The organism is Quadrisphaera granulorum (assembly GCF_003149145.1).
GTDB classification, from domain to species: Bacteria; Actinomycetota; Actinomycetes; order Actinomycetales; family Quadrisphaeraceae; genus Quadrisphaera; species Quadrisphaera granulorum.
The window spans coordinates 153051-179766 of record NZ_QGDQ01000003.1; the positions used below are offsets into that span (position 1 = coordinate 153051).

Here is a 26716-nt window from a genome sequence, read left to right on the forward strand (position 1 = left end):
AGCTGGGGTGCTGGGAGAGGGAGGCGCCGGCGCGGCCCCCCAGCGGGGGCCGCGCCGGGTCGAAGGCAGAGGAGGTCGTCAGACTTCTTCCACGCTCGACGGCTCGCGGCGGCTCAGGTCGATGCCGAGCTCCTCCGCGGCGCGGAAGACGTCGTCGTCGGTCTCCCGCATCTCGATGCTCGTGCCGTCGCTGGAGAGGATCTCCACGTTCAGGCAGAGCGACTGCATCTCCTTGATGAGCACCTTGAAGGACTCGGGGATGCCCGGCTCCGGGATGTTCTCGCCCTTGACGACGGCTTCGTAGACCTTGACCCGGCCGAGCACGTCGTCGGACTTGATGGTGAGCAGCTCCTGCAGCGCGTACGCGGCGCCGTACGCCTCGAGGGCCCACACCTCCATCTCGCCGAACCGCTGGCCGCCGAACTGGGCCTTACCGCCCAGCGGCTGCTGCGTGATCATGGAGTAGGGACCGGTCGAGCGAGCGTGGATCTTGTCGTCGACCAGGTGGTGGAGCTTGAGGATGTACATGTAGCCGACCGAGACCGGGTACGGGAACGGCTCCCCCGAGCGGCCGTCGAACATCCGGGCCTTGCCCGACTCGTCGACCAGACGCTCGCCGTCGCGGGTGAGCGTCGTGCAGCCCAGCAGGCCCGTGATCTCGTCCTCGGAGACACCGTCGAAGACCGGAGAGGCGACCGGAGTGTTCGGGGCCACCTCGCGGGCGACCTCGGGGATACGCGCAGCCCACTCCGGGTTGCCCTCGATCTTCCAGCCCTGCTTGGCGATCCACCCGAGGTGCAGCTCGAGGACCTGACCGACGTTCATGCGTCCGGGCACGCCCAGCGGGTTCAGCACGATGTCAACGGGGGTGCCGTCCTCGAGGAACGGCATGTCCTCGATGGGCAGGATCTTGGAGATGACGCCCTTGTTGCCGTGGCGGCCCGCGAGCTTGTCACCGTCGGTGATCTTGCGCTTCTGGGCCACGTAGACGCGGACCAGCTGGTTCACGCCCGGGGGCAGCTCGTCGCCGTCCTCGCGGTCGAAGACCTTGACGCCGATGACGGTGCCGGTCTCGCCGTGGGGCACCTTGAGCGAGGTGTCGCGCACCTCGCGTGCCTTCTCACCGAAGATGGCGCGCAGCAGGCGCTCTTCGGGGGTGAGCTCGGTCTCGCCCTTGGGCGTGACCTTGCCGACGAGGATGTCGCCGGGGACGACCTCGGCGCCGATGCGGATGATGCCGCGCTCGTCGAGGTCGGCCAGGACGTCCTCCGCGACGTTGGGGATGTCGCGGGTGATCTCCTCCGGGCCCAGCTTGGTGTCGCGGGCGTCGACCTCGTGCTCCTCGATGTGGATCGAGCTCAGGACGTCGTCCTGGACGATCCGCTGGGAGAGGATGATCGCGTCCTCGTAGTTGTGGCCCTCCCACGGCATGAACGCCACGAGGAGGTTGCGCCCCAGCGCCAGCTCGCCCTGGTCGGTGGACGGGCCGTCGGCCAGCACGGTGCCGCGCTCGACGTGGGTGCTCTCGACCGCCAGCACGCGCTGGTTGTAGGAGGTGCCCTGGTTGGAGCGGCGGAACTTCGCGAGGCGGTAGGTCGACGTCGTCCCGTCGTCGTTGGCGACGGTCACGAGGTCGGCGCTGACCGAGGTCACGGCCCCGGGCTTCTCGGCGACGATGACGTCACCGGCGTCGACCGCGGCGTGCAGCTCCATGCCGGTGCCCACGAGCGGCGCCTCGGCGCGCACCAGCGGGACGGCCTGGCGCTGCATGTTCGAGCCCATGAGCGCGCGGTTGGCGTCGTCGTGCTCGAGGAACGGGATCATCGCGGTGGCGACGGACACCATCTGGCGCGGCGAGACGTCCATGTAGTCGACCTCGAGGGCCGGCACGAACTCCGCCTCGCCGCCCTTGGCGCGCACGAGCACGCGGGCCTCGGTGAACTCGCCACGCTCGCCCAGCGGCGCGTTGGCCTGGGCGATGACGTGCTCGTCCTCCTCGTCAGCGGTGAGGTAGTGCACCTCGTCGGTGACGACGCCCTCGACGACGCGCCGGTACGGCGTCTCGACGAAGCCGAACGGGTTGATGCGGCCGTAGCTCGACAGGGAGCCGATGAGGCCGATGTTCGGGCCTTCGGGGGTCTCGATCGGGCACATGCGGCCGTAGTGCGAGGGGTGGACGTCACGCACGTCCATGCCGGCGCGGTCACGGCTCAGACCGCCCGGGCCCAGCGCCGACAGGCGGCGCTTGTGGGTCAGGCCCGCAAGCGGGTTGGTCTGGTCCATGAACTGGCTCAGCTGGCTCGTCCCGAAGAACTCCTTGATGGAGGCCACGACGGGACGGATGTTGATGAGCGTCTGCGGCGTGATGGCCTCGACGTCCTGGGTGGTCATGCGCTCGCGCACGACGCGCTCCATCCGGCTCAGACCCGTGCGGACCTGGTTCTGGATGAGCTCGCCGACAGCACGCAGGCGACGGTTGCCGAAGTGGTCGATGTCGTCGACCTCGACGCGGATGTCGGCCTCCTGGCCGCCCCGCGTGCCCTTCATCGTCCGCTGACCGGCGTGGAGCGTCACGAGGAAGCGAATCGTCGCGACGACGTCCTCGACCCGGAGCGTGCCCGCCTTCAGCGGCTCCTCGAGACCCAGCTTCCGGTTGATCTTGTAACGACCCACCTTGGCGAGGTCGTAACGCTTGGGGTTGAAGTACAGGTTGTCGAGGAGGGTCTGGGCGGCCTCCTTCGTCGGCGGTTCGCCCGGACGCAGCTTGCGGTAGATGTCGAGCAGCGCCTCGTCCTGGCCGGACGTGGAGTCCTTCTCGAGGGTGGCGCGCATGGACTCGAACTGGCCGAACTCCTCGAGGATCTGCGCGTCGGTCCAGCCGAGCGCCTTGAGGAGGACCGTGACGGACTGCTTGCGCTTGCGGTCGACGCGGACGCCCACCATGTCGCGCTTGTCGACCTCGAACTCCAGCCAGGCCCCGCGGCTGGGGATGACCTTGGCCGTGTAGACGTCCTTGTCGGAGGTCTTGTCGATGGTGCGCTCGAAGTAGACGCCCGGGGAGCGAACGAGCTGGGACACCACGACGCGCTCGGTGCCGTTGATGACGAAGGTGCCGCGGGGCGTCATGAGCGGGAAGTCGCCCATGAAGACCGTCTGGCTCTTGATCTCGCCGGTGGTGGCGTTCATGAACTCGGCCGTCACGAACAGCGGCGCGGCGTAGGTCATGTCCCGCTCCTTGCACTCCTCCAGGGAGTACTTGGGCGGCTCGAAGCGGTGGTCGCGGAAGCTCAGCGACATCGAGCCCGAGAAGTCCTCGATCGGGGAGATCTCCTCGAAGATGTCCTCAAGGCCGGAGGTGTTGGGAACCTCCCCCTCCTTCGAGGCTGCGGCGACACGCTCACGCCAGCGCTCGTTGCCGAGGAGCCAGTCGAAGCTCTCGGTCTGCAGGGCCAGGAGGTCGGGAACGTCGAGGGGCTCACGAATCTTCGCGAACGACACACGGCGGGCGGTCGAGGTGGAACCGTTGGAGCTGGGGCGGAGCGAGGTGCGCGAGGCGACCAAGAGGAGTCCTTCCACGGGCCTGCGGACGGTGCGGGCGCATGCCAGCGAACCCCTATCCGGTGTGGACCGGAATCAGGGCATGCAAGAGTGTGCGCAAGGGGCTATCGTAGACCGCCGCCTCACACAAGTCCAGCCGCCGTCGCCAGCGGCTACCCGGAGCGATGCCGCTACGGGTCAGTCTCTTCATCGAGGGGCCCGTGGCGGTTCACGGCAGCTGCTCCGGCGATGAGAATGCCCCCGCCACTGCCCCCCGTCAAGCAGGCGCGCGGTCGTCGGGCCCCAGCACGGCGTGGGGCGGCTCACGCCGGGGGCTGGTCACGCCTCGGAACGCGGCAGCGGCGCCGGTCCCAGGGGGCCGGCGCCGCTGCGCAGGGTGGTGCGATGGCGCCGCGAAGGCACCGGGGTGGTCCGGGTCGCCCGCGAGGACGACCCAGACCCGTCTCACTTGACGGAGACGGTGGCGCCAGCGCCCTCGAGCTGCGCCTTGGCCTTCTCGGCGGCGTCCTTGGCAACCTTCTCCAGGACGGGCTTGGGGGCGCCGTCCACGAGGTCCTTGGCCTCCTTCAGGCCGAGGCTCGTGAGGGCGCGCACCTCCTTGATGACCTGGATCTTCTTGTCGCCGGCGGCCTCGAGGATGACGTCGAACTCGGTCTGCTCCTCGACCTCCTCGGCGGCGGCAGCGCCACCAGCGGCGCCACCGGCGGCGATCGCGACGGGGGCGGCGGCGGTGACCTCGAAGACCTCCTCGAACTTCTTCACGAAGTCCGAGAGCTCGATGAGGGTCATTTCCTTGAAGGCGTCGAGCAGCTCGTCAGCGGACAGCTTGGCCATGGTGGCTCTCCTTGTTCAGTCTGGTCGTGCGTGTCTGGGGTGGTGCAGGGCGGAGGGCACGTGGCCCCTCGCTCGGGGCCGTCAGGCCTCGTCGGCCGCGGGGGCGGCCTCGTCGGCGGCCGGCGCGTCGCTCGCGGCCGGGGTACCGGCCTCGACCTTGGCGCGGAGCGCGTCGACGGTGCGGGCGGCCTTCGACAGCGGCGCGTTGAAGACGTACGCGGCGCGGTTGAGGGAGCCCTTGAGGGCGCCGGCCATCTTGGCCAGGAGCACCTCGCGGGGCTCGAGGTCGGCCAGAGCCGAGACCTCGGCCGCGGTGAGCGGCTTGCCCTCGAGGAAGCCCGACTTGATGACGAGCGCCGGGTTGGTCTTGGCGAACGCGCGCAGGCCCTTGGCGGCCTCCACCGGGTCACCGGTGATGAACGCGATCGCGGTCGGGCCAGCGAGCTGGCCGTCGAACGCGTCGACGCCAGCGTTCTTCGCGGCGATGGCCGTGAGGGTGTTCTTGACAACGTTGTAGCTGCCGTGGTCGCCGATCGCGCGGCGCAGCTGCTTGAGCTGCGCAACGGTCAGGCCGCGGTACTCCGTGAGCACGCCGGCGTTCGCCTCGCGGAAGAGCTCGGTGAGCTCTGCGACGGCTGCTTCTTTCTCAGCGGTGGGCACGATCCTCCTTCCGGGGGTGCGTGTCAGTCGTGCGGCGGGCCACCCACCGGTCTCCCGGTGGCGCGACCCGGCCGCCGGCGGTCCCGGCCCACAGACGACAAGAGCCCCGGCGCTCGGCGCACGGGGCTCGCAGGCGGCACGACCCGACGCGTGGTCGGGGTGCTGCTGGATCTCGCTCACCTGCGCTGGACTCCCGCGAGAGCGGGACCTTCGGCGACTGACTGGGAACAGGCAGCCGCGACCGGCGGTCTTCGGTAGGTCAAGCCTACTACGCGACGGCAGGTGTCCCGGACCACGCGAGCACGCCGGGGCCTTCGGGAGGGAGCCGAGGACGACGACGGCCCCGCGCCAGCAGATGCCAGCGCGGGGCCGTCGTGCGCCCATGAGGGCGCGAGGCGGTGTCAGGCCGAGACGGCCGCGCCGTCCTCGAGGAGGTTGCGCGTGCGGGCCGGGTCCACCGGGATACCCGGGCCCATCGTCGTCGCGATGGTGGCCTTGCTGATGTAGCGGCCCTTGGAGGCGGCCGGCTTGAGACGGAGCACCTCGTCGAGGGCGGCGGCGTAGTTCTCCACCAGCGCGGCCTCGGAGAAGGAGGTCTTGCCGATGATGAAGTGCAGGTTCGAGTGCTTGTCCACGCGGAACTCGATCTTGCCGCCCTTGATCTCCGTGACGGCCTTGGCGACGTCCATCGTCACGGTGCCCGTCTTGGGGTTCGGCATGAGGCCGCGGGGACCGAGCACGCGACCGAGGCGGCCGACCTTGCCCATGAGGTCCGGGGTGGCGACGGCGGCGTCGAAGTCGAGGAAGCCCCCGGCGACGCGCTCGATGAGCTCGTCACCGCCGACGATGTCGGCGCCGGCAGCCTCGGCGGCCGCGGCGCGCGGCCCCACCGCGAAGACCAGGACGCGGGCCGTCTTGCCGGTGCCGTGGGGCAGGTTGACGGTGCCGCGGACCATCTGGTCGGCCTTGCGGGGGTCGACCCCGAGGCGGAAGGCGACCTCGACGGTGGCGTCGTACTTGGTGACCGAGGTGTCCTTGGCCAGCTTCACGGCGTCGAGCGGGCTGTAGAGCGCCTCGCGGTCGACCTTCTCGGCGGCGGCGCGGTAGGCCTTGCTGTGCTTCACGGGTCTCTTCTCTCTGTGGTCAGGCGGCCCGGTTCGCTGCGGGCCTCCCACGACTGCTGGGGTGCTGGGCCGGCAGTGCCCTGCCGGGGTGACGCTGGGTGACGCAGGGGCGAGCTCAGCCCTGGACGGTGATGCCCATCGAGCGCGCGGTGCCAGCGATGATCTTCATCGCGGCGTCGACGTCGTTGGCGTTGAGGTCCTGGAGCTTCTGCTCGGCGATCGCCCGCACCTGGTCGCTCGTGAGCGAGGCGACCTTGGTGGTGTGCGGCGTCGGGGAGCCCTTGGCCACGCCAGCGGCCTTCTTGATGAGCTCCGCAGCCGGCGGGGTCTTGAGGATGAACGTGAACGAACGGTCCTCGTAGACGGTGATCTCGACGGGGACCACGTTGCCGCGCTGCGACTCGGTGGCGGCGTTGTACGCCTTGCAGAACTCCATGATGTTCACGCCGTGCTGGCCCAGCGCGGGGCCGATCGGCGGGGCCGGGGTGGCCGCGCCAGCGTTGATCTGGAGCTTGATGAGTCCGGAGACCCGCTTCTTGGGGGGCATGGCTCTTCTCTACCTCGTGGACGTGGGGCGTCGTGGTGCCGGAGCGCCGCGGTGCGGCAGCCGGTCAGATCTTGGCGACCTGGCCGAAGGACAGCTCGACCGGCGTCTCCCGGCCGAAGATGGAGACCAGCACCTGCACGGTGCGACGGTCGGTGTTGATCTCCGAGATGGTGGCGGGCATCGTCTCGAACGGGCCCTCCATGACGGTGACCGACTCGCCGACCTCGAAGTCGACCTCGGTGACCGGGGCCGCCTTGGCCGTGGCCTTGGTGCCCTCCTTCGGCTCCAGGGCCGGCGCCAGCATCGAGAAGACCTCGTCGGTGCTCAGCGGCACCGGCTGGTGGGTGTTGCCGACGAAGCCGGTGACGCCGGGGGTGTGACGCACCGCACCCCAGGACTCGTTGGTGAGGTCCATCCGGACCAGCACGTAGCCCGGGATACGCACGCGGCGCACGAGCTTCGGCTGGCCGTTCTTGATCTCACGGACCTCTTCCATGGGCACCTCGACCTGGAAGATGTAGTCCTCCATGTTGAGGCTGCCGATGCGGTTCTCGAGGTTGCTCTTCACGCGGTTCTCGTAGCCCGCGTACGAGTGGATGACGAACCAGTCGCCCGGGGCGCGGCGCAGCTGCGCCTTGAACTCCTCGACGGGGTCGACGTCGTCGTCCTCGTCGGGAGCGTCGGCGCCTTCCGACACCTCGGGCTCCTCGTCGGTGGAGTCTGCCTCGGCGGCCTCGTCCGTGACGGCCTCGGGCTCGGTGTGGTCCTGCTCCTCGTCCTGCGCGGGCGCCGAGGCGCCGTCCACCTCGAGGGTCTCGTCGGCGGCGTCGGCGTCGAAGGTCTCGCGGGCGTCGTAGGACTGCTGGGACACGATGGGAGGGCCTGCTTCCTGTCTGCGGGTGCTGCTGGTGGTCGGACGCGCTGCGGAAGCGCTCAGCCGGCGCCGAGCACCCAGAACACGAGGCGCCCGAAGCCGAGGTCCAGCAGGGACACGTACGTCATGACGACGGCGACGAAGACCAGCACCACCGAGGTGTAGGTCACGAGCTCGTCCCGGGTGGGGTAGACCACCTTCTTGAGCTCGCCGACCACCTCGCGCAGGAACACGAGCAGCCGCGCGAAGGGACCTCCGCGACGGCTCGTCGCCGCAGTCGCCCCGGAGGCGCTGCCGGGCTGGGTGTCCGTCACGTCGGTCGCACCTCCTCGGCCGGCGTGCGCCGGCGTTCCGCGTTAGCTGCTGTGCTGCTGTGTCTCGCTCGCTGGTCTTGCTGTCTTCCTCGCAGGGCAGGCGGGACTCGAACCCGCAACCGCCGGTTTTGGAGACCGGTGCGCTACCAATTGCGCCACTGCCCTTCGGTGGCCGGCCCTGCTCGTGCTGGATCCGGGTCTGTCGGACGCCCGGACGCAGGCAGCACGCGACTACCGGTCTGCAAGCATACCCACTGCCGAGGGTGGGCGTGACCGGCTCGGCCGGCTGCGAGAGGATCGTCTCCGTGAGTGCCGTCGCCTCCAGCCAGCCGTCCTCCCCCTCCTCCGGTCACCCCGCAGGCCAGCCGCGACGGGTCTCGGCCCGCCTGGCCGCCATCGCGGAGTCGGCCACGCTCGCCGTCGACGCGAAGGCGAAGGCACTCAAGGCCCTGGGCCGGCCCGTCATCGGCTTCGGCGCGGGCGAGCCCGACTTCCCCACTCCCGCCGACATCGTCGAGGTGGCGGCCGCGGCCTGCCGCGACCCGAAGAACCACCGGTACACCCCCGCGGGCGGGCTGCCGGAGATGAAGGCCGCGGTGGTCGCGAAGACCGCACGCGACTCCGGCTACGAGGTGGCCCCGGAGCAGGTGCTCATCACCAACGGCGGCAAGCAGGCCGTCTACACCGCGTTCGCCGCGCTGTGCGACCCGGGCGACGAGGTCATCCTCCCGGCCCCCTACTGGACCACCTACCCCGAGGCCGTGCGCCTGGCGGGCGGCGTGCCGGTCGAGGTGTTCGCCGGCGAGGACCAGGACTACCTCGTCACCGTGGAGCAGCTCGAGGCGGCCCGCACGCCGCGCACGAAGGCGCTGCTGTTCTGCTCGCCATCCAACCCGACCGGCGCCGTCTACGACGAGGCGCAGGTGCGCGCCATCGGCGAGTGGGCGCTCGAGCACGGCGTCTGGGTGGTCACCGACGAGATCTACGAGCACCTCCTCTACGACGGCGCCACCGCGCCGTCGATGCCGGTCGTCGTCCCCGAGCTCGCCGACACGACCCTCGTGCTCAACGGCGTCGCCAAGACGTACGCGATGACCGGCTGGCGCGTGGGGTGGCTGATCGGCCCGCGCGACGTCGTCAAGGCCGGCACCAACCTCCAGAGCCACCTCACGAGCAACGTCGCCGACGTCTCCCAGCGCGCGGCGATCGCTGCCCTCACCGGGCCGCTCGACGCGGTGGCGCAGATGCGGGAGGCCTTCGACCGTCGTCGCCGCACGATGGTGGAGATGCTCTCGGCCATCGACGGGGTCGACTGCCCGACCCCGCGCGGCGCCTTCTACGCCTACCCGTCGGTGAAGGCGCTGATGGGCCGCACGATCCGCGGCCGTGTCCCCACCACGAGCGCGGAACTGGCGACGCTGCTGCTCGAGGAGGCCGAGGTCGCCGTCGTCCCCGGTGAGGCCTTCGGGCCGACCGGGTACCTGCGGCTGTCCTACGCCCTGGGCGACGACGACCTCGTCGAGGGCGTCAGCCGCATCCAGCGGGTGCTCGGCGAGGCTCGCTGAGGGCGGGCCGACAGACCAACCGTCAGGCGGCGGGCCGGCGCAGGCCCGCCGCCGCGAGGCCGGCGGAGACCAGCGCGAGCGCCGCCACGCCGAGCAGCAGCACCGGCGCGAGAGCGAACGGGGCGGCCAGCGACAGCGCCTCCGGCAGGAGGAACCCCAGGTAGGTGGCGCTGTAGTACCAGCCGGTGAGCGCACCGAGGTCGCGCGGGGTGGCCACCGCCTGCACCTCCACCAGCCCGGCCACGAGCACCACGCCGTACGCCACGCCGAGCACCGCGGAGGCCAGCAACGCCAGCGGCACCGAGGGCCGTGCGGCGACGAGCGCGCACAGCAGCGTCCCGACCACCGCGGCTCCCAGCCCCACGAGCAGCTGCCTGCCGCCCGTGAGCACGCTCAGGCGCGGCACCCAGGGCTGCACGAGCGCCCCTACCGCCAACCCCACCACGCACAGCAACGCCGCGTTCGCCACGGCGAGCCCGCCCACACGTCCGACCACCAGCGCCGGCGTCACGGCGTAGGCGAGCGCCGCAGCGCCGAACACCCACGGGGCGGCCGGCAGCACCACGCCCACGAACCGCCGCCGGGCCCGCGGCGGGATGCGCAGGTCGGCGAGCAGCGCCGCCGCCGAGAGCGCCTGGCCGACCGGGCGGACGAGCGGTGGGCGCGTCTCGGGCGCGGTGAGCAGCGGCACCAGAGCCACCAGTGCCAGCAGGGACTGCACCGCATACGGGAGCACCGTGGGCACGGGCCCCCACTGGGCAAGGACCCCGGAGACCCCGGCCCCGGCCCCGAAGCCGGCGGTGAGCGTCAGCGCGGCGCGGCGCGCCCGACGGGCAGGGTCGGCGCCGTCCTCGAACGGTGGCGCCGACAGCTCCTTGACCCAGGAGGTACCCACCACCATCGCGGCCGCCACGCTGAGGCCCGCGAGGAAGCGGCCGGCGCACATGAGCACCACCCCGCCGGCCCCCGCGGCGAGCACCGCGCTGGCCGCCATGCCGACCACCACCGCGACGACGGTCGGGCGCTTGCGGCCCAGCAGGTCCGACAGCGGCCCGGCGAGGAGGAAGCCCGGCACGAGCCCGAGCACGTAGACCCCGAAGAACAGGTCGACGACGACGGCGGAGTAGCCCTCCGCCTGGCGGTAGAGCAGGAGCAGCGGCGTGAAGTGGTTGCCGCCCCACGCGCAGGCGAACACCGCAGGGGCGACGCGCCACCAGGGACGGACCGCGGAGGCGGCTCCCGGCGTCAGAGGGCGCAGCCGACGAGCTCCGGCTCGGGCACGAGCTCCACCCCGAACCGCTCGCGGACCCCGTCGCGTACGGCGCGGGCGAGGCCGAGCACGTCGGCTGCGCTGGCAGAGCCGCGGTTGGTCACCGCAAGGGTGTGCTTGGTGGACAGGGTGGCCGGGGACGACGAGGGCAGCGCCCCGTCGAGACCGGAGCCTCGCGGGAAGCCGGCGCGCTCGACGAGCCAGGCGGCCGAGGTCTTGACCAGCCCGCTGGCGGGGTCGGGGTGGCGGGGGGCGTCCTCGGGCAGGGCCGCGGCCTGCGCGGGCGTCAGCAGGGGGTTGGTGAAGAAGGATCCCGTCGACCAGGTGTCGTGGTCGGAGGCGTCGAGCACCATGCCCTTACGGCGCCGCAGCGCCAGCACCGCCTCGCGCACCTCGGCCAGCGGGCGGCGCTCCCCCGGCTCGGCGCCCATCTGAGCGGCGAGCTCGGCGTACTTCACGGGGGCGGCCAGGTCGTTGATGGGCAGCTGGAGGACGACGTCGAGGATGACGTAGCGGCCGGGCTCGTCCTTGAAGAGCGAGTCGCGGTAGCGGAGCTTGCAGTTGAAGGCCGGGATGGTGCGCAGGCGCCCGTCCTTGCGGTCCCAGGTCTGCACGCTGGCGAGCACGTCGGACAGCTGCTGGCCGTAGGCGCCGACGTTCTGCACCGGTGTGGCGCCGACGGTGCCCGGAATACCGGAGAGGCACTCCACGCCCGACCAGCCGTTCGCGACGGCCCGGGCGACGAGGGAGTCCCAGTCCTCCCCCGCATCCACGTGGAGGAAGGCGCCGCCGCACCAGTCTCCCGACTCGAGCTCGACCCCACGGGTGCGGACGACGACGACGGTGCCGTCGAAGCCGTCGTCCCCGACCACGAGGTTCGAGCCGCCACCCACGACGAGCACCGGCTCGCCCGCGGCGTCGGCGCTGCTGACGGCCTCGATGACCTGCTGGCGCGTGGTCGCCACGACGGTGCGCGCGGCGGGGCCGCCCACACGCAGCGTGGTGAGGTCGGCGAGGCGGGCGCGCTCCGGCTCGGGACTCTGCGGGGAGCCCTGGGTCGAGCCCTGCACGGAATGCTGCGCTGAGCCCTGCACGGGGGCGGGGGAGGTCACGGCAGCAGGCTAGGCGGAACGGGCTAGGGGGTGCGCGCGGCCTCGTCGCGGCGCTGTCCCGGGGATCCGGCCGTGGGACTGGCGACGCGGCTCACCAGCAGGGAGGGCACGGCGACCAGGGCCACCACGAGCAGCGCGTCGAGGACGCCCACGTGCTCACCGAGGAAGCCGAGCAGGGGTGGTCCGGCGAGGAACGCGGTGTACCCGATGGTGGTGACGACGCTCACGCGCACGGCCGCGCGCTGGGGGTCGTCCGCAGCGGCGCTGATGCCCACCGGGAAGCCCAGGGCCGCGCCGGCCCCCCACAGGACGGCGCCCACGAGCGCCAGGGGCAGCCACTCCCCGAACACGACGAGCAGCGCGCCGACGGCCCCCAGGCCGGTAGTGACGCGCAGCACCGGTACGCGGCCCCACCTGTCGAGCGCCCACTGGCCGCCGAGGCGGGCGGCGGTCATCGCGGACAGGAACACCGCGAAGCCGAGCGCGCCGACCGCCGCCGAGGCGCCGTAGCCGTCGACGAGGGCGATGGCCATCCAGTCGTTGGCGGTGCCCTCGGTGAACGCCGCCGACAGCACGAGGACACCGATCAGCAGGGTGCGCGGTTCACACCAGGCACCGAGCGCGCTGAGCGGCGCGGGGACGGCGCTGGCCGCGGGGCTCGCAGTGGCCCCTTGGTCGGGTCCGCGGTCGCTGGTCGCGGCTCGGCCCGTCGTCGTGGGGTTTGCGCCCTCCGGGGCGGCCTCGGGCAGGAACCGGCCGCTGGCCCACCAGAGCACCACGAGGGAGACGGCGACGACGCCGAGCGCGTGCACCCAGACCGGCACCTCGCCCCAAGCCATCGCTGCGCCCAGGCCCGCCGAGACCACGGTGCCGCCGCTGAAGCCCGCGTGGAAGGCGGGCATGATCGCGCGCCCCAGGTGCTGTTCGACGAGCGCGCCCTCGAGGTTCATGCCGACGTCCCAGCCTCCGATGCCGACGCCCATGAGGACCATGCCGACCACGGTGAGCGGCACGGAGTGCAGCGCGGAGGCGGAGAAGGAGGCCCAGGCGAGCCCTCCGAGACCGACGACCGTGGCCAGCCGCACGAGGCGCATGGTGCCGATCCGCGCGGCCAACGGTCCGGCGGTCGGCAGAGCGGTCACGGAGCCCACCGCGATGCACAGCAACAGCAGGCCCAGCTGCGCCTGCGAGAGCCCCAGGTCGTCGCGGGTGGTGGGCAACCGCGAGGCCCAGGTGGCGAAGGCGATGCCGTTGAGGGCGAACACGACGAAGACGGCGATGCGCGCGGCGCGGACCTGCGGAGTGGGCGCCGAGCGCGGCGGCGCGCTCCGGTGGTGGGCGGAGGGGGAGGTGTCCACGGGTGCTCCAGCGACGGGGGCTCGGCCTCGCGGCGCACACCCCGGATCGAATCGATTCGATGAGTAGGCTCGCACCTGTGCGCGACACGGGTCAAGGCGACGCAGGTCACGGCGACGCGAAGGCACCCGGCGCGGGGGCATCCGGCGCGCCGGCGCCCAAGCCGACGTTGAAGGCGGTCGCCGCGCGTGCGGGGGTGTCGACGTCGACGGCGTCCCTGACCTTCGCCGGCGACCCCCGCGTGCTGCCCGGGACGCGTGCGCGGGTGCTGGCCGCCGCCGCCGAGCTCGGCTACGCCGGGCCGGACCCGCTGGCGCGCTCGCTGCGGCGCGGCCGCTCGCGCGTGGTCGGCGTCGTCGTCGGCGATCGTCTCGGGTACGCCTTCGCCGATCCGCTCGCCGTCGTCCAGCTCGACGCCCTCGCCGACGAGGTCGGCGCGCTGGGCGCGGGACTGCTGCTCATCGGGGGCGTGGAAGACGACGCGGCCCGCCTCGCGATCGTCGAGCAGACGCCTCTGGACGCCGTCGTCTTCGCCACCTGCGGCGGCGACGACGACCCGGCCCTCGACCTCCTGCTGCGCCGGCGGGTGCCCGTGGTCGGCATCGAGGGGCCCTACCGCGCGGGGGTGCACCTCATCGACCTCGACAACCGCGGCGCCACCCGCGCGGTGGGACAGCACCTCGCGGAGCTGGGGCACACGCGGGTCGCCGTCGTGGCACTCCCCTGGGGACCCCAGCGCCGCAGCGGGTGGCTGGAGGGCACCCGGCGTGCGGAGCGCGGGTACAACGACGCCTGGGAGCGGCTCGCGGGCACCGAGGACGTGCTCCGCGGCGACGGCGCGGGACCCCTCCCCGCATGGGAGACCGCGACCAACTCCCGCCAGGAGGGCGAGCGTGCAGCGCGCGCTCTCCTCTGCGACGCCCGCGGCGAGCTGCTGCCCGCCGCACGACGCCCGACCGCCGTCGTCGCGCAGTCGGACCTGCTCGCCGTCGGCGTGGTCACGACCGCTCGCGCACTCGGGCTGCGGGTACCGGGCGAGTTGTCCGTGACCGGCTACGACGGTGTGGAGACGCCCTGGCTCGGCGCCGACCGGCTCACCACCGTCCATCAGCCGGCGGCTGAGCGGGGGCGGGCAGCCGGGCGGATGGTGGCGGAGCTGCTCGCGGGTGGGCTCCCGGAACCGATACAGCTGCCGGTGCAGCTGGTGATCGGGACGACGACGGCCGACGCACCGTTGGCGTGACACCGGCTCGTCGGCAGCCCGTCATGAGCTGAGGCTGAACCGTCGACCGGATCGTCGACCGAAACGTCGGCCGAGGAGTTCAGGCGGGGAGGCGGACGACGGCGCGGGCGCGGCCGAGCACGCGGGAGCCGCCGCAGGTGGCGGACACGTCGACGCGGACCGTGCCGGCCTCGGCGTCGACGGCGCCGACCACTGCACTGACCTCGAGGTCGGCGCCCGTCTCGGCGTCGACGGGGACCTGACCGGTGAAGCGGGTGCCGTAGTCGACGATGGCGCCCGGATCGCCGCACCAGTCGACGACGACGCGGACCGCCGCCCCCATCGTCAGCATCCCGTGGGCGATGACACCGGGCAGTCCGACCGATCGCGCGACCTCGTCGGACTGGTGGATCGGGTTCTGGTCACCGCTGGCGTCGGCGTAGCGGACCAGGTCGGCGCGGGTGAGGTGGATCGTCGTCGATCCGATCTGGTCACCGACGGACACCTCGGACAGCTTCGGCACGCCCAGTCCCCCGCTCACGCCCGGCTCACTCGCCACGGACCACCAGCATCGACGTGGACGTGCACACCGGCTCGCCGTCGACGGTGGTGATGTCGTTGCGGGTGGTCACGAGGTCATTGCCGGCCATCCGACGCACGGACTCGACGGTGAGCGCGGCCACGAGGCGGTCACCGGCCACCGCGGGACGGTGGTGGGTGAACCGCTGCTCGCCGTGCACGACACGGGAGAAGTCGACCCCGGAGGCCGGGTCGTCCACGAAGCGTGCGTCGCTGGACTGCGCGAACCCCACGAGGAAGGTGGGCGGGGCGACGACGTCGGCGTACCCGAGCTCCCGCGCGGCGTCGACGTCGACGTACGCGGGGTGGGTGGCGCCGGTGGCCTCCGCGAACGCAGCAATGGCCGCCCGGGTCACCTCGTAGGTGTCTCCGGGCGGCCACGTGCGGCCGATCTGGTCGGCGGGGTTCGGCACCGCGTGCGCGTCAGTCGAGCGGGACGGTGTGCGCGTCGCTGCTGTCGTGCGACAGCAGGGTCAGCGGGTCTCGCGGTGGGTGGTGTGGCGGCCGTCGCGCGGGCAGAACTTCTTCATCTCCAGGCGGTCCGGGTCGTTACGCCGGTTCTTCTTGGTGATGTAGTTCCGCTCCTTGCACTCGGTGCAAGCGAGGGTGATCTTCGGCCGGACGTCGGTCGACTTGCTGGCCACGGCAGGCCGTCCTCTCACATCTGCGACAGCCGTCCGCACAGAGTGCGGCGGCACGGGTTCGGCGCAGCAGTCTACGCGGTGCCGCGGCCACGGATGACCAACCAGCACACGAGGGGAGACGTGCAGCGCGTAGCGGGAGAGGGACTCGAACCCTCGACCTCACGATTATGAGTCGTGCGCTCTCGCCGACTGAGCTACCCCGCCAGGGGAGCTGGCCTGCCGCTTGCGCCGCTGACCAGCCGTGGAGCCCCGATAGGGAATCGAACCCTAGACCTTCTCCTTACCATGGAGACGCTCTGCCGACTGAGCTATCGGGGCCGGCTACCGCGAGCCTACACGGCCCCTGGCGGGGGGCCGCGCAGACCCGCGGACTCGCGTGGCAGGTGCAGGATTCGAACCTGCGAAGGCATTGCCGGCTGATTTACAGTCAGCTCCCATTGGCCGCTCGGGCAACCTGCCGCGGCTGCCTACGATAGCAAGCCCTCCGCCGTGCGCGGTGCGCTCCCCCGACGCGGCGGCGCGCCCCCGTCGGAGGCCCGGCACCAGCACCGCACCAGAGAGGTGGGCCACGTGGCCAGCGAGTCGTCCTTCGACGTCGTCAGCAAGCTCGACCGGCAGGAGGTCGACAACGCGCTCAACCAGGCCGCGAAGGAGATCGCCCAGCGGTACGACTTCAAGGGCACCGGCGCCTCGGTGGAGTGGAGCGGCACCGAGGCCATCGCCATGACGGCGAACAGCGAGGAGCGCGTCAAGGCCGTCCTCGACGTCCTGCAGACCAAGCTCATCAAGCGGGGCGTCTCCCTCAAGGCCCTCGACGCGGGCGAGCCGCGCCTGTCCGGCAAGGAGTACCGCCTGGACGCCTCCCTCAAGGAGGGACTGAGCCAGGAGGACGCGAAGAAGATCGGGAAGATCGTCAGGGACGAAGGCCCCAAGGGCGTCAAGACGCAGGTCACCGGTGACGAGCTGCGCGTCTCGGCGAAGAGCCGCGACGACCTCCAGGCCGTCATCGCGCTGCTCAAGGCGGCCGACCTCGACGTCGCCCTGCAGTTCGTCAACTACCGCTGACAGCGACCACTGACAACGACCACTGACAAGGACCGCGGACAACGAGGGCTGACAAGGACGCCTGAGCCGCCGGGCCCGTCGGTCGCCGGAGCTCAGGCGTCGCGACGGGCCCCGCGGACGGCGGCGAGCAGTACGAGCGCGCTCACCGCGGCCAGCAGGGCACCCCCCGCGACGGCGGAGCCGACGAGCCACGGCGTGCCCGCCGCCACCGGGGGCGCGGCCACGAGTCGGGAAGCTGCCGCAGCCGGCAGGAGTCCCTCCAGGACCGCTCCCCACCGCGACGGGGGCAGCACGGACCCGAGCAGCGGTTCCAGCACGAGGGGCCACGCCACCACGAGCGAGACCGCCGCGACGGCGCTCCGCAGGAGCGCGGTCAGGGCCAGACCTGCGACCCCGTGCAGCACGACGAGACCCACGTAACCCAGCAGGGGCGCGGCGAGCACCACGGGCCCGGGCGAGGCGGCCACGAGCTGCTGCTGGGGCCACAGGACGACGACGGCGACGGCGGCGAGCAGCGAGGCCACCGCGAGCGCGGCCGACCACCCGGCCACGACGACGGTGCGCGCGGTGAGCAGCGCCCCGCGGCGTGGCACGAGCACGAGCGCCGTGCGCTCGGCGCCGTGCCGTGCATCACCGGCGGCGACCAGCGCACCGGCGAGGGCGGCGGCGATCCCGACGACGGACAGACCGGAGGCGCTTCCCCCGGTGACGGCCTCGAGGAGTCCGCTGCGGCCGATGTCGGCGCGCTCCGCGAGCGCACACAGGGCCGCGGCGCCCGCGGCTCCTGCGGCGGCGGCCAGCGCGAGCAGCACGGCGCTGGAGCGCACCGTGGCGAGCCGGACCACCTCGAGGCGCACTGCTGCGCTCAGGGCTGCGAGCGGGCTCATGCGGGCACCGCCGAGGCTCCCGGGACGGCTCCTGGGTTCGCGCCGGGCAGGAGCTCGGTCTCGGGCAGCTCCAGGGACAGCAGCGCGGCGTCGAGGTCGGCCGTGCGGCGCGACAGCTCGTGCACGGCGACGCCCTCGGCGCGGGCGACCTCGCCGACGGCCGCCATGTCGAGGCCGGTGACCACGAGGGCGCCGTCGTCACAGGGCTCGACGTCTCCACCCCAGCGCAGGATGGCCCCGGCCAGCAGGCCGGGGTCGCTCGCGCGCACCAGCACGCCGGCCTTCAGCCCGGCGACCAGGTCGCTCGCGGGGCCGCGCGCCGCGAGGCGCCCGCGGCGCAGGACGACGAGCTCGTCGGCTACAGCGAGGACGTCCGCGGCGCGCGATGCGGTGATCAGCACGCTGCCCCCGCCGTCGGCATGCACACGGAGCAGGTCGAGCAGCCAGGCGCGGGAGTCGTCGTCGAGATCGGTGAGGGGGTCGTCGAGGAGCAGGGTCCGGGGGTGACCCAGCAGCGCCCCGGCGACCGCGAGGCGCAGCGCGGCACCGCGGCGGAAGTGCTGCGGGCGGCTGCGGCGGGCTCCGGTGACCCCGGCCTGTTCGAGCACCTCGTCGACGCGGCGGCGGGGCACGCCGGCGCCCGCCGCGAGCGAGCGCAGGTGCCCGCGTGCGGTCCGCCCGGGGTGCAGGGCGCGCGGGTCGAGGACGACGCCGACGGCGTGGGCCGGTCGCGGGAGGCGGGAGTAGGGCTCGCCGTCGAAGAGCACCGCCCCACTGCCCCTGTCGAGCCCCACGGCGAGCCGCAGCACCGTCGACTTGCCGGCCCCCGCGGGGCCCACCAACGCCGCCAGGACGCCGTCCGGGACGGTGAAGGACACGTCGTCGAGGGCCGGGCGACTGCCATGACGCTTGCTCAGCGCGAGGGCCTCGATCACTGGTTGAGGGTGTCACAGCGGGGGCCCCGACGCGGGTGTTTCACCGGCGTCGGGGCCCCCGTTCGTGACTCAGCGTGTCATTCAGCGCGAGCGGTACCCGTAAGCCATCTCCTCCAGGCGCGCGATGCGCTCGGCCATCGGCGGGTGGGTGGAGAAGAGCTTGGAGACGTCCTGTGCGCGGAACGGGTTGGCGATGAACAGGTGGGCGCTGTTCTGCACCTGGCGCTCGGGGGCTAGCGGCCTGACCTGGGTGCCCATGTCGAGCTTGCGCAGCGCCGAGGCGAGCGCCAGCGGGTCGCCCGTGAGCTGGGCGCCGTCCTCGTCGGCGTCGAACTCGCGGGTGCGACTGATGGCCATCTGCACGACGCCGGCCGCGAGCGGGCCGAGGAAGAGGATGAGCATCGCGGCGATCGGGTTGGCGCGCTCGCCGTCCTCGCGGTTGCCGCCGAAGAACATCGCCATGTACGCGAGGTAGGTGATCACCGAGGCCATGGCCGCGGCGATGGAGCTGGTGAGGATGTCGCGGTTGTAGACGTGCATGAGCTCGTGGCCGAGCACGCCGCGCAGCTCGCGCTCGTCGAGGATGTCGAGGATGCCCTGCGTGGCGCAGACCTTCGCGTTCTTGGGGTTGCGGCCGGTCGCGAAGGCGTTGGGGGCCGACGTCGGGGAGACGTACAGCTGCGGCATGGGCTGGCCCGCGCGGGCCGACAGTTCCCTCACGATGCGGTACATCGCGGGCTGCTCGGCCTCGGTGACGGGGCGGGCGCGCATGGCGCGCACCGCGACCGACCCCGACGTCCAGTAGGCGATGCCGTTGACGACGAGCGCAATGACGAGCCCGATGGTCAACGCCTGCTGGTTCCCACCGAACAGCAGGAAGCTCGCCAGCAGCACGACACCACCGAGCAGGCCGAAGAGCACTGCCGTCTTGACGCCGTTGAAGTGCCCGTGGGGCATGGGGTCCTCTCTCGAACCTCGATCGTGACTCTGAACTTGACTGTTCCTTTACCCGCAACGCGCGATCCGAGCGGCTCGTTCCCGCCCTGCGCCAGTCGGGGGACCACTCACAGCACCTTCCCAGAGAACAGGGTGCTCCACGGGCGCACGTAGCATCGGTGCACGTGACCACCGGTATCCACCCCCAGGCGGCGTCCGCCCCGACCACCAAGCAGGTGGAGGTGCTCGACCGCGTCGTCATCCGGTTCGCCGGTGACTCCGGCGACGGCATGCAGCTCACCGGTGACAGGTTCACCGCGGAGACCGCCTCCATGGGCAACGACCTCGCCACCCTGCCCAACTTCCCGGCCGAGATCCGCGCCCCCGCCGGCACGCTGCCGGGCGTGTCGAGCTTCCAGCTGCACTTCGCCGACCACGACGTCACCACCCCCGGCGACGCCCCCGACGTCCTCGTGGCCATGAACCCCGCCGCCCTGCGCGCCAACGTCCACGACGTGAGGCCCGGCGGCACGCTCATCATCGACACCGACGACTTCACCACCCGCAACCTCGCCAAGGTCGGGTACGCCACCTCCCCCCTCGAGGACGGCAGCCTCGAGGGCTACCGCGTGCACGCGCTGCCGATGCAGTCGATGACGGTGGAAGCCCTCAAGGACCTCGGCCTGTCGCGCAAGGACGCCGAGCGCAGCAAGAACATGTTTGCCCTCGGGCTGCTGAGCTGGCTCTACGAGCGGCCGACCGAGCAGACGGAGAAGTTCCTGCGGGCCAAGTTCGGCAAGCGGGCCGCGGTCCTCGAGGCCAACCTGCGCGCCTTCCGCGCCGGCTGGGCCTTCGGGGAGACCACCGAGGCGTTCCCGGTCCGGTTCACGGTGCCGCCGGCCCCCGCCGAGAAGGGCCTCTACCGGAACATCACCGGCAACACCGCGCTCGCTTACGGCCTCGTGGCCGCCGCGCACCGCGCGGGCCTGCCGCTGGCGCTGGGCTCCTACCCGATCACCCCGGCCTCGGACATCCTCCACGTGCTCTCCGGCCTCAAGCGGCTCGGCGTGACCACGCTGCAGGCCGAGGACGAGATCGCCGCGGTGGGCATGGCGCTGGGCGCCTCCTTCGGCGGTGCCCTCGGGGTCACGACGACGAGCGGGCCCGGCCTGGCGCTCAAGAGCGAGACGATCGGCCTGGCGGTGGCCCTGGAGCTGCCGCTGGTCATCGTCGACGTCCAGCGCGGCGGCCCCTCCACGGGCCTGCCCACCAAGACCGAGCAGTCCGACCTGCTGCAGGCCATGTACGGCCGCAACGGCGAGTCGCCGGTGCCCGTGGTGGCGCCGTCGACCCCGGCGGACTGCTTCGACGCCGCGGTCGACGCGGTGCGGATCGCGGTGGAGTACCGCACGCCCGTGCTGCTGCTGTCCGACGGCTACCTCGCCAACGGCTCCGAGCCGTGGAAGGTGCCCACCGCGCACGACGTGCACGCCGTGGACCCCGACTTCGCCACCGACCCGAACTCGACCGCCGCCGACGGCGTGACCCCGCAGTTCCGGCCGTTCCTGCGCGACCCCGACACCCTCGCCCGCCCGTGGGCCGTGCCGGGCACAGCCGGGCTGGAGCACCGCGTGGGCGGCCTGGAGAAGGCCGATGTCACCGGCGAGATCTCCTACGACCCGGCCAACCACGACCGGATGGTCAGGCTGCGCCGGGCGAAGGTGAAGGGCATCGAGGTGCCCGACATCGTCGTGGACACCGGTGACGACTCCGACGCCCACCACGCGCATGCCGGCGCCCACCACGAGGCGTCCGACCTGCTCGTGCTCGGGTGGGGCTCCACCCGGGGTCCCATCACCGCCGCCGTCCGCGAGGCCCGCCGCCGCGGCCTGCGCGTGGCCCAGGCGCACCTGCGCCACCTCAACCCCCTGCCCGCCAACCTCGGCGAGGTGCTGCTGGCCCACGAGCACGTGCTGGTGCCCGAGATGAACCTCGGGCAGCTAGCGCTGCTGCTGCGCGGCCGCTACCTCGTCGACGTCATCAGCTGCAACCAGGTGCGCGGACTGCCGTTCACGTCCACCGAGATCGTCGAGGCCATCGAAGACGTAGTGGCCGGACGCGTGCGCGAGACCCCCCGGAGGGACGCCCGATGACCACCACCCCGCTCACCCCGCCGTCGGTCCCCCTCGGCCTGCCGACGCTCAGGTCGGGCACCCACGGCGTTCCTGCCCTGCCCGAGGGCGTGCGGCTGGGCAAGAAGGACTTCACCTCCGACTCGGAGGTGCGCTGGTGCCCCGGCTGCGGCGACTACGCCGTGCTCGCTGCGGTGCAGGGCTTCCTGCCCGAGCTCGGGCTGCGCAAGGAGAACGTCGTCTTCATCTCGGGCATCGGGTGCTCCTCGCGCTTCCCGTACTACCTCGACACCTACGGCATGCACTCCATCCACGGGCGTGCCCCGGCCATCGCCACCGGCCTGGTGGCCACCCGCCCGGACCTGTCGGTGTTCGTCGTCACCGGCGACGGCGACGCGCTGAGCATCGGCGGCAACCACCTCATCCACGCGATGCGCCGCAACGTCAACGTGACGATCCTGCTGTTCAACAACCGGATCTACGGGCTCACCAAGGGGCAGTACTCCCCCACGTCCGAGGTCGGCAAGGTCACCAAGTCGACCCCGTCCGGGTCTCTGGACGCGCCCTTCAACCCGGTGTCGCTGGCGCTGGGCGCAGAGGCGAGCTTCGTGGCGCGCACCCTCGACTCCGACCGCAAGCACCTCACGTCGGTGCTGCGCGCGGCCGCCGAGCACCGGGGCACGTCGCTGGTGGAGATCTACCAGAACTGCCCGATCTTCAACGACGGCGCCTTCGACGTCCTCAAGGACAGGGACGAGTCCGTCGCACGCCTCGTGAAGCTCGAGCACGGCCAGGAGGTCGTCTTCGGCGCGGAAGGTTCCCAGAAGGCGGTGGTGCGCTCGGCGTCCGGGTTCGGCGTGGAGGTGATCGGCCTCGACGAGGCACGCGCGAGCGGCCGTGAGGTCATCGTCCACGACGCCGAGACCGCCGACCCGTCGCTGGCGTTCGCCCTGTCGCGCCTGGACGAGCCGACGATGGCGCACGTGCCGGTCGGCGTCTTCAGAGCCCACAACCGTCCGACGTACGACGACGAGGTGCGCACCCAGCTCGACGCTGCCCGCGAGGCCAGCGGCAGGTCGAGGCAGTGGCGGGCCACCGACGCCGACCTGGAGGCGCTGCTGCGCGGCAGCGACACCTGGTCGGTGGAGTGACCCCACCCGGGCCAGCGCCCGCGCGCGGCGGCCCGACCGCCGGTCCCTCGCGCAGCGGCACCCTCCTGGGGCTGTCCGCGTACCTCCTCTGGGGGCTGTTCCCGCTCTACTTCCCCCTGCTCGCCCCGGCGGGCTCGGTGGAGGTGCTCGTCCACAGGGTGCTGTGGACGGCGGTGCTCTGCGTGCTGCTCCTGTCGGTGCTGCATCGGTGGCGCCCGCTGCTCGACCTGGCGCGCTCCAGGCGCACGGTGGGGCTGCTCGCGCTGGCCGCCGTCGTCATCGCCGTCAACTGGGGCGTCTACATCTACGCCACGCAGACCGCGCACGTCGTCGAGGCGTCCCTGGGGTACTTCATCAACCCCCTCGTCACCGTGGCCCTGGCGGTGCTCCTGCTGCGCGAGAAGCTCCGGCGGCTGCAGTGGGCGGCGGTGGGGGTGGGCGTGCTCGCCGTCGTCGTCATCACCATCGACTACGGCCGGCCGCCGTGGATCTCCCTCGTGCTGGCACTGAGCTTCGGCACGTACTCGCTGGTGAAGAAGACGGTGGGCTCGACCGGCGCCGACGGGGCGCGCGGGCTGTCCGCGCTGACGAGCCTGTCGGCCGAGACTCTGCTGCTGACACCGGTGGCGCTGGTGGCGCTCACGGTGCTCGAAGCCGGAGGCGCCGGCACCTTCACGGTGGACGCGCCGTGGCACGCCCTGCTGCTCGCCTCCACGGGGGTCGTGACGGCCGTGCCGTTGCTGCTGTTCGCAGCCGGGGCCGCTCGTGTGCCGCTGACCACCACGGGGCTGCTGCAGTACGTGACGCCGGTGATGCAGCTGGTGCTCGGCGTGGCGGTGTTCCACGAGGCGATGCCCGCCTCGCGGTGGGCCGGCTTCGCGCTGGTCTGGGGAGCGCTCGCGTTGCTCACCACCGACCTCCTCCGCACGGCCGGACGAACGCCTCGCGCCACGTGAGCAGGCATTACGTCAGTCAAGAGTGAGTAAATTCGGACGCTCCGGACAGTTCACCCCCGCGTCACCGCGGATCAACCAGAGGTCCGCCGTCCACCGACAGCGTCTCCCCGCCAGCACACCTGGATGAGGAGAGCCTGAGATGACCCTGACCCCGTCCCGCCGGCAGCTGCTGCCCATGACCGGACATACCCGGGGCACCCGCTCCGCGGCAACGTGCCACTTCAAGTGCGGCGACGCCTGCCTCAAGGACGAGACCAGCGCGTCGACGTCGCCGTCGTTCACAGCCGTCGTCGAGGCGTCGCTCTCGCGCCGCAACCTGCTCCTCGGCCTGGGGGCCGTGGCAGCCGCCGGCAGCAGCGTCGTGACGGTCCGTCCGGCGGCAGCCGCACCGACGTCGAACGCCTCGGCCGCGGGGAAGGCCGGCGCCGCCGTCGCCGGACCGAAGGGCCTGCAGTTCCAGCCCATCGCCCCGGTGGCGAGCACCGTCGACGCACTCACCGTCCCCGATGGCTACTCCTGGAAGCCGCTCATCAGCTGGGGCGACCCGGTCGTGCCGGGAGCTCCGGTGTTCGACCTCGACCGGCAGAGTCCCGAGGCACAGGAGAAGCAGTTCGGCTACAACTGCGACTTCCTCGCGATCCTCCCGCTGGGCCGCGACAAGGCCGTGCTCGTCTCCAACCACGAGTACACCAACGAGAACCTCATGGTCCCGGGCTTCACCACCGAGGACGCCCTCACGCCTGAGCAGCTCCGCACCTCCATCGCCGCCCACGGTCTGTCGGTGGTGGAGCTGCAGCGCGGCAAGGACGGGTTCTGGCAGGTCAAGCCGTCCCGGCTCGGCCGCCGCATCACCGGCCTGTCCACCGAGTTCGAGCTGCGCGGCCCCGTCGCCGGGAACGCCCTGGTCAAGACCGCCAAGGACCCGTCAGGGACGAAGGTCATCGGCACCCTCAACAACTGCGCCGGCGGCATCACCCCCTGGGGCACCGTGCTCTCCGGCGAGGAGAACTTCGACCAGTACTTCAAGGGCGACCCCGCCGGGGACCCGCGCAACCAGAAGACGTACTCCCTCGTCTCCAGCGACGGGAAGCCCAGCCAGGGGCGCTACTGGTGGAAGGCCGACGACAGGTTCGACACGGCGAAGACCCCCAACGAGATCAATCGGTTCGGCTGGATCGTCGAGCTCGACCCCTACGACCCGACGTCGACCCCGGTCAAGCACACCGCCCTGGGCCGTTTCAAGCACGAGGGCGCCAACGTCTACCTGTCCAAGAAGCGCCAGGTCGTGGCGTACATGGGCGACGACAGCCGCGGTCAGCACCTCTACAAGTTCGTCAGCCGCGATTCCATCGGCCGGGACACCACGAACCGCAAGGCCCTCAGCCGGCTGCTGGACGCCGGCGACCTGTACGTGGCGAAGTTCGAGGCCGACGGCGACCCCGCGAACGACCGCGACGGCACCGGCACGTGGATCCCCCTCACCCAGGGTGGCAAGTCGGCCGTGCCCGGCATGACCCACGAGGAGGTGCTGCTCTTCACGCGCGACGCCGCCGCCGCGGTCGGTGCCACGCCGATGGACCGTCCGGAGGACGTCGAGCCCGACCCCCGCACCGGGTACGTCTACATCGCCTGCACCAACAACTCGAACCGGACGACGCCCGAGCCGGCCAACCCGCGTCCCGCGAACAAGGACGGCCACGTCATTGAGCTCCGGGAGACCGGGCGCGACGCGGCCAGCACGACGTTCGAGTGGTCGCTGCTGCTGGTCTGCGGCGACCCGGCCAACCCGTCGACGTACTTCTCGGGCTTCCCCGCGGACAAGGTCTCGCCGATCTCCTGCCCTGACAACGTCGCCTTCGACCTGCTCCAGCCCGGTCTGTGGATCTCCACCGACGGCGCCCCGAGCACGCTGAAGCTCAACGACGCCCTCCACTACGTGCCGCTCACCGGCAAGGAGCGCGGACGGGTCTCGCAGTTCCTCGCGGTGCCCACGGGCGCCGAGACCTGCGGCCCGTGGATCAGCGCGGCCGACGGCTCGGTGTTCGTCAACGTGCAGCACCCCGGCGAGACGGACGGCGCCCTCGTGGACAAGCCCACGTCGACCTTCCCCTACACGGACGCCTCGAAGCGCACCCCGCGCCCGAGCACCGTCCAGGTGCGCCGCATCCGGAAGTAGCCGGGTCACCACCGTGATCATGGGCGTCCGCCACCCGGGTGCGGCCAGGGTGGCGGACGCCCATGATCACGAACGGGTGCCTAGCCTGGGGCGACACCCACCGCACCGACTGGAGCACCGTGCCCCTCCCCTTCCCCGCCCGCAGCTTTGCCGTGCTCGGCGCCAGCGTGTCGCTCGCCGTCGCGTCGCTGCTCGCGGCGCCTGCGGCGCTCGCGCACGACTCACTCAACTCCAGCACCCCCGGCGACGGCACCACCGTGGCGAACGCCCCCGAGGCGGTGTCACTGGGCTTCAGCGAGGCGCCGCTCGAGATCGGCGCTCAGGTGGTGGTCACCGCTCCCGACGGACGCGTCATCACGCAGGGCTCACCCACGGTGGTGGGCGACGACGTCGTGCAGGGTCTCGCGCCCGACCGGCCCGCCGGCACGTACACCGTCAACTGGCGGGTGACCTCCAGCGACGGCCACCCCATCGAGGGCACCGTGACGTTCACCGCCGAGTCGGGCGTCGGCGCGAGCAGCCCGGCGCCCAGCAGCGCGAGCGCAGCTCCGGCGTCGCCGGCCGCGCCGTCGACCGCCTCGTCGACCGCCGCTGCCACTGCCACCCTCTCGGCGACGGCGAGCCCGAGCGCCGCGCCGACCTCGGCGCAGGACGACGGGTCGGGTATCTCCGGCGCTACCTGGGCCTGGACCATCGCCGCCGGCGCAGCGGGCGCCGCGATGGGCGTGCTGCTGGTGCGCGCCCGCCGCCGCTCCGACCGCGCCTGACCGCTGCTCTTCTCGCACTTTCCGCGGCAAGTGCGGCTCCCGAGCCGTGGGT

24 protein-coding genes and 4 tRNA genes are annotated in these 26716 nt (G+C 72.2%); 8 read left to right on the plus strand and 20 right to left on the minus strand.

All coding sequences use genetic code 11. The annotated features are described in order from the left end of the window. Positions 1 to 78: 78 nt before the first annotated feature. From rpoB to BXY45_RS04490, 8 genes are all read right to left on the minus strand, one after another. A complete protein-coding gene (gene rpoB / locus BXY45_RS04455) occupies positions 79 to 3561 on the minus strand; it encodes a DNA-directed RNA polymerase subunit beta (protein WP_109773097.1) in 3483 nt (1160 codons plus the stop codon). Positions 3562 to 4002: 441 nt separating this feature from the next. Beyond that, complete coding sequence (gene rplL, locus BXY45_RS04460; protein ID WP_109773098.1) at positions 4003 to 4392, minus strand: 50S ribosomal protein L7/L12; 390 nt, start codon at positions 4390 to 4392, stop codon at positions 4003 to 4005. An 81-nt stretch (positions 4393 to 4473) separates the two neighbouring features. Next, entirely contained in the window at positions 4474 to 5052 is a 579-nt protein-coding gene (gene rplJ, locus BXY45_RS04465; protein WP_109773099.1) for a 50S ribosomal protein L10, read from the minus strand. A gap of 401 nt (positions 5053 to 5453) precedes the next feature. Then, entirely contained in the window at positions 5454 to 6176 is a 723-nt protein-coding gene (gene rplA, locus BXY45_RS04470) for a 50S ribosomal protein L1 (protein ID WP_109773100.1), read from the minus strand. A 115-nt stretch (positions 6177 to 6291) separates the two neighbouring features. Next, a complete protein-coding gene (gene rplK / locus BXY45_RS04475) occupies positions 6292 to 6723 on the minus strand; it encodes a 50S ribosomal protein L11 (protein WP_109773101.1) in 432 nt (143 codons plus the stop codon). A 64-nt stretch (positions 6724 to 6787) separates the two neighbouring features. After that, complete coding sequence (nusG, locus tag BXY45_RS04480) at positions 6788 to 7594, minus strand: transcription termination/antitermination protein NusG (protein WP_170131305.1); 807 nt, start codon at positions 7592 to 7594, stop codon at positions 6788 to 6790. A gap of 62 nt (positions 7595 to 7656) precedes the next feature. Further along, on the minus strand, positions 7657 to 7911 hold the full coding sequence (secE, locus tag BXY45_RS04485) for a preprotein translocase subunit SecE (protein ID WP_109773103.1): 255 nt from the start codon (positions 7909 to 7911) through the stop codon (positions 7657 to 7659). 92 nt (positions 7912 to 8003) lie between these two features. Then, positions 8004 to 8076 (minus strand) — tRNA-Trp (locus BXY45_RS04490). Positions 8077 to 8216: 140 nt separating this feature from the next. On the opposite strand from BXY45_RS04490, the gene BXY45_RS04495 reads away from it, so the two are divergent. Next, the gene (locus BXY45_RS04495; RefSeq protein ID WP_170131306.1) at positions 8217 to 9476 is read left to right on the plus strand and encodes a pyridoxal phosphate-dependent aminotransferase; all 1260 of its coding nucleotides are present in this window, start codon (positions 8217 to 8219) and stop codon (positions 9474 to 9476) included. A 22-nt stretch (positions 9477 to 9498) separates the two neighbouring features. Here the strand turns inward: BXY45_RS04495 and BXY45_RS04500 are convergent, their stop codons facing one another. The 3 genes from BXY45_RS04500 to BXY45_RS04510 are packed head-to-tail and all read right to left on the minus strand — an operon-like array spanning position 9499 to position 13216. After that, positions 9499 to 10671 (minus strand): MFS transporter, encoded by a 1173-nt coding sequence (locus BXY45_RS04500; RefSeq protein ID WP_170131307.1) that lies wholly within the window; start codon positions 10669 to 10671, stop codon positions 9499 to 9501. Positions 10672 to 10721: 50 nt separating this feature from the next. After that, entirely contained in the window at positions 10722 to 11858 is a 1137-nt protein-coding gene (locus tag BXY45_RS04505; RefSeq protein ID WP_245961646.1) for a UDP-N-acetylmuramate dehydrogenase, read from the minus strand. 23 nt (positions 11859 to 11881) lie between these two features. Continuing rightward, positions 11882 to 13216: an MFS transporter gene (locus BXY45_RS04510; RefSeq protein WP_211319222.1), complete on the minus strand. Its 1335-nt coding sequence runs from the start codon at positions 13214 to 13216 to the stop codon at positions 11882 to 11884. 77 nt (positions 13217 to 13293) lie between these two features. Here BXY45_RS04510 and BXY45_RS04515 point away from each other — a divergent pair, with 77 nt between their 5' ends. Further along, positions 13294 to 14457, plus strand: a complete 1164-nt coding sequence (locus BXY45_RS04515) for a LacI family DNA-binding transcriptional regulator (RefSeq protein ID WP_211319223.1) — start codon at positions 13294 to 13296, stop codon at positions 14455 to 14457. Between the two features lie 79 nt (positions 14458 to 14536). Here BXY45_RS04515 and BXY45_RS04520 read toward each other — a convergent pair whose 3' ends face one another. The 6 genes from BXY45_RS04520 to BXY45_RS04545 form a co-directional block, all read right to left on the minus strand. Then, entirely contained in the window at positions 14537 to 14995 is a 459-nt protein-coding gene (locus BXY45_RS04520) for a MaoC family dehydratase (protein ID WP_245961647.1), read from the minus strand. Further along, positions 14985 to 15428, minus strand: coding sequence for an FAS1-like dehydratase domain-containing protein (locus BXY45_RS04525; protein WP_109773108.1), 444 nt, complete (start codon positions 15426 to 15428; stop codon positions 14985 to 14987). The genes BXY45_RS04520 and BXY45_RS04525 overlap by 11 nt, the downstream gene beginning before the upstream one ends. A gap of 60 nt (positions 15429 to 15488) precedes the next feature. Further along, the gene (rpmG, locus tag BXY45_RS04530) at positions 15489 to 15659 is read right to left on the minus strand and encodes a 50S ribosomal protein L33 (protein WP_109773109.1); all 171 of its coding nucleotides are present in this window, start codon (positions 15657 to 15659) and stop codon (positions 15489 to 15491) included. A 130-nt stretch (positions 15660 to 15789) separates the two neighbouring features. Beyond that, positions 15790 to 15863: transfer RNA gene (locus BXY45_RS04535), tRNA-Met, on the minus strand. A gap of 38 nt (positions 15864 to 15901) precedes the next feature. After that, positions 15902 to 15977, minus strand: a tRNA-Thr gene (locus tag BXY45_RS04540). Between the two features lie 59 nt (positions 15978 to 16036). After that, a tRNA-Tyr gene (locus BXY45_RS04545) sits at positions 16037 to 16118 on the minus strand. Positions 16119 to 16229: 111 nt separating this feature from the next. On the opposite strand from BXY45_RS04545, the gene BXY45_RS04550 reads away from it, so the two are divergent. Beyond that, complete coding sequence (locus BXY45_RS04550) at positions 16230 to 16724, plus strand: YajQ family cyclic di-GMP-binding protein (RefSeq protein ID WP_109773110.1); 495 nt, start codon at positions 16230 to 16232, stop codon at positions 16722 to 16724. A 92-nt stretch (positions 16725 to 16816) separates the two neighbouring features. Here the strand turns inward: BXY45_RS04550 and BXY45_RS04555 are convergent, their stop codons facing one another. The 3 genes from BXY45_RS04555 to htpX all read right to left on the minus strand — a co-directional run bounded on the left by BXY45_RS04555 (position 16817) and on the right by htpX (position 19503). Next, positions 16817 to 17611 (minus strand): hypothetical protein, encoded by a 795-nt coding sequence (locus BXY45_RS04555; protein WP_109773111.1) that lies wholly within the window; start codon positions 17609 to 17611, stop codon positions 16817 to 16819. After that, on the minus strand, positions 17608 to 18546 hold the full coding sequence (locus BXY45_RS04560; protein WP_109773112.1) for an ATP-binding cassette domain-containing protein: 939 nt from the start codon (positions 18544 to 18546) through the stop codon (positions 17608 to 17610). The genes BXY45_RS04555 and BXY45_RS04560 overlap by 4 nt, the downstream gene beginning before the upstream one ends. Positions 18547 to 18627: 81 nt before the next feature. Continuing rightward, positions 18628 to 19503 carry a zinc metalloprotease HtpX gene (gene htpX / locus BXY45_RS04565; RefSeq protein ID WP_109773113.1) on the minus strand — a complete coding sequence of 292 codons (876 nt, stop codon included), beginning with the start codon at positions 19501 to 19503 and terminating at the stop codon, positions 18628 to 18630. A gap of 158 nt (positions 19504 to 19661) precedes the next feature. Here htpX and BXY45_RS04570 point away from each other — a divergent pair, with 158 nt between their 5' ends. The 5 genes from BXY45_RS04570 (at position 19662) to BXY45_RS04590 (ending at position 26664) form a co-directional block, all read left to right on the plus strand. Further along, the gene (locus BXY45_RS04570) at positions 19662 to 21635 is read left to right on the plus strand and encodes a 2-oxoacid:acceptor oxidoreductase subunit alpha (RefSeq protein WP_170131308.1); all 1974 of its coding nucleotides are present in this window, start codon (positions 19662 to 19664) and stop codon (positions 21633 to 21635) included. Next, positions 21632 to 22765, plus strand: a complete 1134-nt coding sequence (locus tag BXY45_RS04575) for a 2-oxoacid:ferredoxin oxidoreductase subunit beta (RefSeq protein ID WP_109773114.1) — start codon at positions 21632 to 21634, stop codon at positions 22763 to 22765. Before BXY45_RS04570 ends, BXY45_RS04575 begins: the two co-directional genes overlap by 4 nt. Further along, on the plus strand, positions 22762 to 23721 hold the full coding sequence (rarD, locus tag BXY45_RS04580) for an EamA family transporter RarD (RefSeq protein ID WP_109773115.1): 960 nt from the start codon (positions 22762 to 22764) through the stop codon (positions 23719 to 23721). The genes BXY45_RS04575 and rarD overlap by 4 nt, the downstream gene beginning before the upstream one ends. A gap of 139 nt (positions 23722 to 23860) precedes the next feature. Next, positions 23861 to 25897 (plus strand): PhoX family protein, encoded by a 2037-nt coding sequence (locus BXY45_RS04585; protein ID WP_109773116.1) that lies wholly within the window; start codon positions 23861 to 23863, stop codon positions 25895 to 25897. A 62-nt stretch (positions 25898 to 25959) separates the two neighbouring features. Beyond that, entirely contained in the window at positions 25960 to 26664 is a 705-nt protein-coding gene (locus tag BXY45_RS04590) for a copper resistance CopC family protein (protein WP_109773117.1), read from the plus strand. The last annotated feature ends 52 nt before the right edge of the window (positions 26665 to 26716 follow it).